This is a genomic window from Streptomyces sp. NPDC060205 (assembly GCF_042728395.1).
GTDB lineage: Bacteria > Actinomycetota > Actinomycetes > Streptomycetales > Streptomycetaceae > Streptomyces.
This window is the reverse complement of the sequence record NZ_JBHWZP010000411.1, coordinates 1-7482: the sequence shown is the minus strand read 5'-3', so window position 1 is coordinate 7482 and position 7482 is coordinate 1. Positions and strand designations below refer to the sequence as shown.

Sequence of the window (7482 nt, the reverse complement as noted above, 5' to 3'; positions counted from 1 at the left end):
GCGTCAGGTGGCCGGCACCGGCTCCGGTGGCTCGGGACGCGTCAGCGCTTGATCTCCTTGATCTTCAGCATGCGCGTGATGACCTTGTCGAGCTCGTCGTCCTCGAAGACCTTCTTCCAGTCGTCGCGCACGATGGACTCGCGGCCGTAGTCCATGGCGATCAGGCAGGCGTCCGAGAACGGGTTGGAACCCTTGAGGGTGTTCGCGAGGGCGACCTGGGTGTGGCCCAGGAGCATCGCGCGGGCCGCCTTCTCCGGGACGCCGACGGTGTGGACCGTCTCGTGCAGCGCCTCGGTGAGGAGGGCGCCGACCATGCAGGCGATCGTCTCGACGAGGGTCGGCTCCAGGACGGCGAGCTGCTTGACGGTGACCCAGTGGACGTCGACCACGGGCGCGTACATCACGCGGATGACCGAGTCGGCCAGCTCCTGCTTGGCCTCGTCGCCGCCCTCGTACGCGGCCACGACCTCCTGCGGGGCAGCGATGCCACCGAAGGTGTCCTGCCACTCCTCCTTGGTGGTTCGCTCCAGGAACACCGACGGGTGGCAGGGGTGGGCACACGCGTAGTGGATGTCCTCGCGGTTGAACAGCAGTCCGGCGTACGCGGCGGCCGGGTCGAGGGTGAGCACGACCGTGTCCGGCTTCATCAGCGGGACGAGTTCTTCGGAGACCTTGCCGAGGACGACGTCCGGGACGGCGAGGATGACCACGTCGGCCTCGGCGACGGCGTCGGCGGACTCGGTCAGTTCGCGGCCCAGCTCGCGGATCAGCTCCTGGCCCTTGGGCGAGGCCTCGCTGAAGAGCACCCGGAAGTCGCTCTCGACCAGGTTGTTGGAGACGCGCTGGCCCATCTTGCCGGCGGCCCCGATGACGGCGACGGTCTTGACGTCGACCTGGGTCTGGATCTCGGTGGCCATTACTCGCTCCTCAGAAGGGTGTTGATGCTGTGCTGTGTCCACTGGTCTTCGAGCCGGGCGGTGGCGTCGAAGCCCTCGTCCTGCCACGGGAGCCAGTGCTCCACGATCTGGTTGATGCCGTCCGCGTCCGGCCGGGCGGCCCGTACGGCGGCGATCATCGCGTCGTAGTCCAGGAGGCCTTCGCCGAGGGGGCAGCCGGCGTAGGTGAAGCCGACCCAGCCGTCCCTGCGGGTGAAGGCGAAGTCCTTGACGTGGATGTTGACCACGTGCGGCGCGGTGGCGGTCACGACGTCCACCGGCCGTTCCAGGCGGGCGACGCTGTTGCCCGGGTCGAGGACGACTCCGAGCCGCTCGCTGTCGACCCCGCGTACGACAGCCAGCAGGTCGTCGGTCGACACCTGCTCGTAGGTCTCCAGGCCGAGGGTGACACCGGCGCCCTCGTAGGGGGGCACCGCCTCCTTGAGGAGGGAGACCGCCTCGGTGGTGTCCGGCCGGTGGTCCGCCGTGTTGAGCATGGAGCGGACCAGGGTGACGTCCAACTGTCGTGCCATGTCCAGGTACTTGAGCAGATGGGCGGGGCGGACGCCGCGGGTGCCGAGTTCCAGGCGCAGGCCGAGGTCGTCGGCCGTGGCGCGTACGTCGGCCAGTTGCGCGGAGTCGTACGACTCGATGGGTGCGTAGTCGCAGATCTGGAAGACCTGGCCGCCCAGTTCGGCGGTGTCGCGCAGCATCTCGGCGAGTGTCATCGGCCGGGGTGCCCGGGACGAGAAGCGCCAGAAGTACGCGTACGTGCTGATGCCGTAGGCCATCACGCCACCGCCGTGTCAGCCGGGGCTTTGAACTCGTCGTCGGCCGGGGCGCGGATCTCGTCGAGGATCGCGCGGACGTTGTCCGGGTCGTGGGCGAAGCGGCCGAGGAAGAGGCCGTCCGCCGCTCCTCCGAGACGGGTGAGCAGGCCGGGGCCCGCGCTGCCGCCGTAGATGACCTGCGAACCGGTGTGCTGGGGGCGGGTGTCGAGCCACTCCCGCAGGGCGGTGCACACGGTGGCGATGTGTTCGGCGGAGGCAGGTTCCGGTGCGCCGATGGCCCACTGCGGCTCGTACGCGAGGACGACCGTGCCGTCCAGGCCGTGGAGGAGACGGGCGGCCTCGGCGACCGTGCGTTCGGCCGCCTCCTGGGGTGTGCCCCGGTCGCGTTCGCCGATGCACAGCACGGGGGTGAGGCCGTTGCGCAGGGCGGCGGCCGTCTTGGCGGCGACCACCGTGTCGCCCTCGCCGTACAGGCGGCGGCGCTCGGCGTGGCCAACCTCGGCGTAGCGGCAGCCGATCTCCTTGAGGAGGGGGCCGCCGACCTCGCCGGTGTACGGTCCTGTGTCCTCGGTGGCGAGGTCCTGGGCGCCGAGTGCGATGCCGTAGGGCGCGAGGATTCCGGCGGCCGGGATCAGGGTCGGGAAGGCCGGCAGGACGAAGAGGCGGGCCTCGCCGGAGGTCACGGCGGGATGCTGGTCGGCCAGAGTGGCGATCTTCCGGGCCCAGTTGAGCGTCTGGTGATGGCCGAAGTACATCTTCAGGCTCACCCCCAGCAGCAGGGGCGGCCGGGTGGGGGCGGGCATCAGGCCGCCGCCCCGGCGTCGGCGTCCTCGGAGGCGTCCTCGTAGTCGCTCATGAGCTGGACCTTCGCCGCGGACGCGGAGGTCTCGTCGAAGCGGTAGGTGAGCCATTCGGCGGCGAGGCGGCGGGCGAGTTCGAGGCCGACGACGCGCTGGCCGAAGGTCAGGATCTGCGCGTTGTTGGACAGGACGGCCCGCTCGACGGAGAAGGAGTCGTGGGCGGTGACGGCGCGGATGCCCTTGACCTTGTTGGCCGCGATGGCGACGCCGAGTCCGGTGCCGCACACCAGGAGGGCGCGGTCGGCCTCGCCGCGGGCGACCATCTCGGCGGCGGCGATGGCGACCTTGGGGTAGGCGGTGTGGCCGTCGGCGTCGACGCCGACATCGGTGACCTCGGCGACCAGCGAACTGCCCAGCAGGTCCTGCTTGAGGGCTTCCTTGTACTGGTGGCCTGCGTCGTCGGATCCGACGACGATACGGAGCTTGTCGGTCATGGCGGCTTTTCCTCAGTGCTGGTCGAGCGGGTGGTCGGGCAGGACGCCGTATACGGCGCGGGTGATGAGGGCGAGCGAGTGGGCGCCCGCGTCGGGGGTGCCCAGGGACTTCTCGGCGTGCGGCCGGGCGCGGCCCTTGCGGGGCAGCAGGTCGGCGGTGGCGGCGGCGGCCTTCTCGGCGGTGACGGCGGCGCGCTGCCAGGACTCGGTGAGCGGCAGGCCTTCGCCCGCGGCCTCGGCGAGGGTGTCGGCGAAGGGCACGAGGACGTCGACCATCGTCTTGTCGCCGACCTCGGCGCCGCCCAGTCGGCGTACGGCGTCGGAGGCGTCCGAGACTCCCTGGGCGACCGCGGCCGCGGTCGGGGCGTCCTGGTCGCCGAGGCGCGTACCGAGGGAGCGCAGGATGGTGCCCCACAGGGCGCCGGAGGTGCCGCCGGCCTTGTCGGCCCAGGCGTCTGCGGCGTGGACGAGGACGGTTCCGGCGCCGGCGCCCAGGTCGTGGGCGCGAACTGCGGCCTCAAGAGCGGCCGTTGTGCCGCGCTGCATGCCGATGCCGTGGTCGCCGTCGCCGGCCACCGCGTCGATGCGGCCGAGTTCGTCGGCGTGTGTGTCGACGATGTCCGCGACGGCGTTCAGCGCCGCCAGGACGTGGGCGGCCGAGCCGCGGGACTCCTCGGTGGCGTCCGGGACGCGCGTGTCGTCGGCGTCCTCGACATGGCGTGCCGCCTCGGCCGCCGGCTCCTGTGCGAGGGGGGAGCCCTTGCGGTAGGCCGGGGTGTCGGCCGGAGCGCGCCACAGCTGCTCTAGCCGGTCGTCGAGCCAGGTCAGGGTGAGGGACACGCCGGCCATGTCGAAGCTGGTGACGAGTTCGCCGACCTCCGGGTCGACGATGTCCACGCCCGCGTCGCCGAGCAGGGCGGCGACCGTGCGGTAGACGACGAACAGTTCCTCGTACTTGACCGAGCCCAGGCCGTTGAGTATCACGGCGGCGCGCTGTCCGGCGGGTGTGCCGACGCCCTCGGGGAGTTCCTTCAGGAGGGCGGCGACCATCAGCCGGGCCGCCTCGTCGGCGGTCGGCAGGGACTCCTCGCCGATGCCGGGCTCCCCGTGGATGCCGAGGCCGACGGCCATCCGGGCCTCGGGGACGGTGAACAGGGGGTGGTCGGCGCCGGGCAGGGTGCAGCCGGAGAAGGCGATGCCGAAGGAGCGGGTGCGGGCGTTGGCGTGTTCGGCCACGCGCAGCACCTCGTCCAGCGGCAGGCCCTCCTCGGCCGCGGCGGCTGCCGCCTTGAAGACGGGCAGGTCGCCCGCGATACCGCGGCGCTTGGCGGACTCCTCCGGCGCGGCGGAGGAGATGTCGTCGGTGACGGCGAAGGTACGGGCCTCGATGCCGTCGCCCGCCAGGCGTTCGGCGGCCTGTCCGAAGTGCAGGACGTCGCCCGCGTAGTTGCCGTACATCAGCAGGACGCCCGCGCCGCCGTCGGCGGACCGTGCAACATTTCGGATCTGCTGTGCGGAGGGCGAGGCGAAGACGTTGCCGACGGCGGCGCCGTGCGCGAGGCCCCGGCCGACCAGTCCGGAGAAGGCCGGGTAGTGGCCCGATCCGCCGCCGACGACGACGGCGACCTGCCCGGCGGGGGTTCCGGCGGCGCGGACGACCCCTCCGGTGACGGGGCGCACCCAGCCGCGGTGGGCGGCGGCGAAGCCTTCGAGGGCCTCGTCGGCGAAGGCCGCGGGGTCGTTGAAGAGCCGGGTCATCGAAGGGCCTCCATGGGCTTGTTCTCTGCTGCGGTGGCCGGTTCCGCGGTGCCGCCCCGGGCGGAGAGCCAGATCATCAGGACCGCGGACAGGAGCATGAAGAAGCCGACCAGGTAGAGCGGTACGTAGTAGGCGCCGGTCCAGTCCTTGAGCCAGCCGGTGATGTAGCTGGACGCGAATCCGGCGACGTTGCCCGCGGTGTTGATCAGGGCGATTCCCGCGGCTGCCGCGGCTCCGGTCAGGAAGCGGGAGGGTACGGACCAGAAGACGGGCAGGGCCGCGAAGATGGAACACGCGGTCACGGTGATCACCGCGACCGTCGCGGTCGGGGAGCCCATGTAGAGGGCGAGCGGGATGGTGACACCGCCCACCACGGCGGGTCCGGCCACATGCCAGACGCGGGTGCCGTGCTTGGTGGCATGGCGTGTCCAGAAGAAGAGGACGACCGCGGCGGGCAGGTACGGGATCGCGGTGATCCAGGCCTTGTCCATGACGCTGAACGTGGTGTCGTACTGCTCCTGGAAGCCGTCGATGATCGTCGGCAGGAAGAACGCGAGGGCGTACAGGCCGTAGACGAAGCCGAAGTAGACCATCGCCAGCACCCAGACACGGCCGTTGGTGAAGGCCTTCTTGAGGTCTCCCTTGGCGTGCTTGTCGTCGTGGCCCGTCTTCTGCGCGTTCTCCGCGGCGAGCTCGTCGGTCAGCCAGTCGCGCTCGGCAGGCGTGAGCCACTTCGCGTCGGCGGGCTTGTCGATGAGGTAGAACCACGCGATGACACCCAGGAGGATGGCCGGCACCGACACGAACAGGAACATCACGCGCCAGCCCTCAAGGCCGAACAGTCCGTGGTGGCCGATGAGCCAGCCCGCCAGCGGGGCGCCGAGGACGGTGGTCAGCGGCTGCGCCAGGTAGAAGAGCCCGAGGATCTTGGTGCGGTGCCGTGAGGGCACCCACTGGCTGAGGAAGAGGATCGCGCCGGGGAAGAAGCCCGCTTCCGCCACACCGAGCAGGAACCGCAGGGTGTAGAGCTGGCCCGTACTGTCCACCCAGGTGAACAGGAGGGAGACGATGCCCCAGGTCACCATGATCCGGGCCAGCCAGCGGCGGGCACCGAAGCGGTGCAGGGCCATGTTGCTGGGGACCTCAAGCACGATGTAACCGAGGAAGAAGATCCCGGACGCGAAGCCGAACTGGGCGGCGGTGAGCGCCAGGTCCTGGCCCATGCCGTTCGGCTCGGCGAATGAAACGGCTGTGCGGTCCAGGTAGTTCACGAAGAACATCAGTGCCACGAACGGCACGAGGCGGACTGAGACCTTCTTGATGGCAGTTCTTTCGACTGCCGCGGATGGCGCGTCGGCAACCATGGCGACTCCTCGGCTCGCCCGGACAGCTCCGTCCGGGGTGGGTCAGGCCGGACGGCTCGCCACAGGGGCGGTCGACCGGAACGGTTTCACGCTATGCCGACTCCTCAAATTGGTCACCAATTTACCAATGTGAGGACGGTCTCATATTCGACCCTCTCGCAACTCTTGACAAACCCGACCTTCGGCGCGGCCGGATCGCTGAAGAACCGGCAGGTCAGCCCTCTGCGGGACGGATCTGGTTGACTGGTGACCGTGACCAGTCAGCCCGACGACCAGACCTCCGGGGCCGCCCCCGACCTCGCCCAACTCCTGCGCCCCGTGGTGCGCGAGTCCTCCGTCAGCGAGGTCGCCAAGCGGCTCCTCGACCACCTGTCGGCGGGCGACATCAAGCCCGGTACGCGCCTGCCCGCCGAGCGCCAGCTCGCCGAGGCGCTCGGCGTCGCCCGCTCCAGCGTCCGCGGGGCGCTGTCCGCGCTGGACGTGCTCGGCATCATCGAGATCCGGCCCGGCTCCGGCTCGTACGTGCGCGAGGGCACGTCGGAGTTCCTGCCGAGGGCGATCAACTGGGGGCTGATGCTGGGGCAGCGGCGTACGCAGGATCTGGTGGAGGTGCGTACGTATCTGGAGGCGGTGTCGGCGCGGCTCGCGGCGGAGCGGGCCACGGACGAGGACCTGTCCCGGCTGGAGGAGCACCTGCAGCACATGCGGGCCGCCGGTGGCGACGCCAAGGCCTTCATCGACGCGGACATCGACTTCCACCTGGAGCTGGCCCGGATCGCGCGCAACAGTGTGCTGAGCGACATCCTGCACAGCATCCGGGCGCTGCTCCAGGTGTGGATGGAACGGGTCAGTGACATCGAGGGCACGGTCAGTGGGACCTTGTGCGAGCACGACGCGGTGCTGGGGGCTTTGCGGGCGCGGGATCCTGAGGCGGCGGATCGGGCGATGGCGGATCACATGGTGATGGCGAGCCGACGCCTGCGCGAGTCCGTGGACGCGGGGGCCCCGTAGTCACCTCGGCCCGGATGGCGGCCGCGCCAAAAGACTGCGCAGTTCCCCGCGCCCCCATAGGGCCCGTCCCTGGGCGCGGCGACGTTGTGGCGGGCCTACACGATTGCGCAGTTCCCCGCGCCCCTCAAAGGGCGCGTCCCCGGGTGCGGCAGCGTCGTGGCTGACGTACACGATTGCGCAGTTCCCCGCGCCCCCAAAAGGGCGCGTCCCCAGGTGCGGCAACATTGTGGCGGGCCTACACGAATGCGCAGTTCCCCGCGCCCCTCAAAGGGCGCGTCCCCGGGTGCGGCAGCGTCGTGGCTGACGTACACGATCGCGCAGTTCCCCGC

General features: G+C 70.7%; 7 protein-coding genes. 1 reads left to right on the top strand and 6 read right to left on the bottom strand.

Annotated features, from left to right (window positions below):
- Positions 1-41 precede the first annotated feature (41 nt).
- The 6 genes from ACFWGJ_RS39465 to ACFWGJ_RS39440 are packed head-to-tail and all read right to left on the bottom strand — an operon-like array spanning position 42 to position 6142.
- Positions 42-917, bottom strand: coding sequence for a phosphogluconate dehydrogenase C-terminal domain-containing protein (locus ACFWGJ_RS39465; protein ID WP_366783764.1), 876 nt, complete (start codon positions 915-917; stop codon positions 42-44).
- Entirely contained in the window at positions 917-1726 is an 810-nt protein-coding gene (locus tag ACFWGJ_RS39460) for a sugar phosphate isomerase/epimerase family protein (RefSeq protein ID WP_387333788.1), read from the bottom strand. Before ACFWGJ_RS39460 ends, ACFWGJ_RS39465 begins: the two co-directional genes overlap by 1 nt.
- A complete protein-coding gene (locus ACFWGJ_RS39455; protein WP_387333787.1) occupies positions 1726-2529 on the bottom strand; it encodes a triose-phosphate isomerase in 804 nt (267 codons plus the stop codon). The genes ACFWGJ_RS39460 and ACFWGJ_RS39455 overlap by 1 nt, the downstream gene beginning before the upstream one ends.
- Positions 2529-3020 carry a ribose-5-phosphate isomerase gene (locus ACFWGJ_RS39450; protein ID WP_366783761.1) on the bottom strand — a complete coding sequence of 164 codons (492 nt, stop codon included), beginning with the start codon at positions 3018-3020 and terminating at the stop codon, positions 2529-2531. The genes ACFWGJ_RS39455 and ACFWGJ_RS39450 overlap by 1 nt, the downstream gene beginning before the upstream one ends.
- A gap of 12 nt (positions 3021-3032) precedes the next feature.
- Complete coding sequence (locus ACFWGJ_RS39445; protein ID WP_387333786.1) at positions 3033-4778, bottom strand: dihydroxyacetone kinase family protein; 1746 nt, start codon at positions 4776-4778, stop codon at positions 3033-3035.
- Entirely contained in the window at positions 4775-6142 is a 1368-nt protein-coding gene (locus tag ACFWGJ_RS39440) for an MFS transporter (RefSeq protein WP_387333785.1), read from the bottom strand. Before ACFWGJ_RS39440 ends, ACFWGJ_RS39445 begins: the two co-directional genes overlap by 4 nt.
- A gap of 246 nt (positions 6143-6388) precedes the next feature.
- On the opposite strand from ACFWGJ_RS39440, the gene ACFWGJ_RS39435 reads away from it, so the two are divergent.
- On the top strand, positions 6389-7153 hold the full coding sequence (locus ACFWGJ_RS39435; protein ID WP_387333784.1) for a FadR/GntR family transcriptional regulator: 765 nt from the start codon (positions 6389-6391) through the stop codon (positions 7151-7153).
- Positions 7154-7482 lie beyond the last annotated feature (329 nt).